Source organism: Streptomyces sp. NEAU-YJ-81, assembly GCF_017592595.1.
Classification (GTDB): domain Bacteria; phylum Actinomycetota; class Actinomycetes; order Streptomycetales; family Streptomycetaceae; genus Streptomyces; species Streptomyces hygroscopicus_B.
Genome location: NZ_JAGFNO010000110.1, coordinates 1 through 1,841, shown reverse-complemented (window position 1 = coordinate 1,841; position 1,841 = coordinate 1). Strand labels below are relative to the sequence as shown.

Below are 1,841 nucleotides of genomic sequence, written 5' to 3'. Positions count from 1 at the left end.
AGGAGAGCCGGCGTGAGCTTGAGGATCGTTGTCTGTGTGAAGTACGTGCCCGACGCCACCGGCGACCGGCACTTCGCCGAGGACCTGACCGTCGATCGCGACGACGTGGACGGCCTGCTCTCGGAGCTGGACGAGTACGCGGTTGAGCAGGCGCTCCAGATCGCCGACGGGGCCGATGACGCCGAGATCACTGTGCTGACCGTCGGTCCGGAGGATGCCAAGGACGCGTTGCGCAAGGCGTTGTCGATGGGTGCGGACAAGGCCGTGCATGTCGAGGACGACGATCTGCACGGCACCGATGCGCTGGGTACCTCGCTGGTGCTGGCCAGGGCCGTTGAGAAGACCGGCTATGACCTGGTGGTCTGCGGTATGGCGTCCACGGACGGCACGATGGGTGTGCTTCCGGCGATGCTGGCGGAGCGGCTGGGTGTGCCGCAGGTGTCGTTGCTGTCGGAGGTGTCGGTCGAGGACGGCACGGTGAAGGGGCGCCGGGATGGTGACACCGCGACGGAGTTGCTGGAGGCGCGGCTTCCGGCGGTGGTGTCGGTGACGGACCAGTCGGGTGAGGCGCGTTACCCGTCGTTCAAGGGCATTATGGCGGCGAAGAAGAAGCCGGTGGAGTCCTGGGACCTGGAGGACCTGGAGATCGAGTCGGACGAGGTCGGTCTCGAGGGTGCCTGGACCGCGGTGGACGGTGCCACGGAGCGTCCGGCCCGTACCGCGGGCACGATCGTCAAGGACGAGGGCGAGGGCGGCAAGCAGCTCGCCGCCTTTCTCGCGGAGCGCAAGTTCATCTGATGCCGCCTCGCGGGTCAGAAGTTCATCTGAGCCCTTCCCCCGCCCCCATATCTTTCGCATTTCGCAGGAGAGCGATTCCCATGGCTGAAGTCCTTGTCTATGTCGACCACGTGGACGGTGCCGTCCGCAAGCCCACTCTGGAGCTGCTGACCCTGGCCCGCCGTGTCGGCGAGCCCGTCGCGGTCGCCCTGGGCGCGGGTGCCGAGAACACCGCGTCCGCCCTCGCCGAGCACGGCGCCGTGAAGGTGCTGACCGCTGAGGCGCCCGAGTTCGCCGACTTCCTTGTGGTGCCGAAGGTGGATGCGCTCCAGGCCGCGTATGAGGCGGTGTCCCCGGCCGCGGTGCTGTTCCCGTCCTCCGCGGAGGGCAAGGAGATCGCGGCGCGGCTCGCGGTGCGCATCGGGTCGGGCATCATCACCGATGCGGTGGATCTGGAGGCCGGTGGGGAGGGTCCGGTGGCCACGCAGTCGGTGTTCGCCGCCGCCTTCACGACCAAGTCCCGGGTGTCCAAGGGCACGCCGGTGATTACGGTGAAGCCGAATTCGGCGGCTGTGGAGGCTGCTCCGGCCGCGGGTGTGGTCGAGGTGTTGTCGGTGTCGTTCTCGGAGCAGGCGACGGGGACGAAGGTGGTGTCGCGTACGCCGCGTGAGTCGACGGGGCGTCCGGAGCTGACCGAGGCGGCGATCGTGGTTTCCGGTGGCCGTGGTGTGGGGGGTGCGGAGAACTTCCCCGTCGTGGAGGCGCTGGCCGACTCGCTGGGTGCGGCGGTGGGTGCTTCGCGTGCGGCGGTGGATGCGGGCTGGTATCCGCACACCAACCAGGTCGGGCAGACCGGTAAGACGGTTTCGCCGCAGTTGTACGTGGCGGCGGGTATCTCGGGTGCGATTCAGCACCGGGCCGGTATGCAGACGTCGAAGACGATCGTGGCGGTCAACAAGGACTCCGAGGCTCCGATCTTCGATCTGGTCGATTACGGCGTGGTCGGTGACCTCTTCGAGGTCGTCCCGCAGCTGACCGAAGAGGTCAAGACCCGCAAGGGCTGA

Annotated in this window: 2 protein-coding genes; both read left to right on the top strand. The window is 67.9% G+C overall.

Going from position 1 to position 1,841, the window contains the following annotated elements; all coding sequences use genetic code 11:
- The first annotated feature begins 12 nt into the window (after window positions 1-12).
- On the top strand, window positions 13-798 hold the full coding sequence (locus J5X86_RS50115; RefSeq protein ID WP_208523224.1) for an electron transfer flavoprotein subunit beta/FixA family protein: 786 nt from the start codon (window positions 13-15) through the stop codon (window positions 796-798).
- An 80-nt stretch (window positions 799-878) separates the two neighbouring features.
- Window positions 879-1,841, top strand: a complete 963-nt coding sequence (locus tag J5X86_RS50110; protein ID WP_208523223.1) for an electron transfer flavoprotein subunit alpha/FixB family protein — start codon at window positions 879-881, stop codon at window positions 1,839-1,841.

Coding starts and splice junctions, on each gene's coding strand:
- J5X86_RS50110 (WP_208523223.1), top strand. CDS start 879: ATGGCTGAAGTCCTTGTCTATGTCGACCACGTGGACGGTGCCGTCCGC.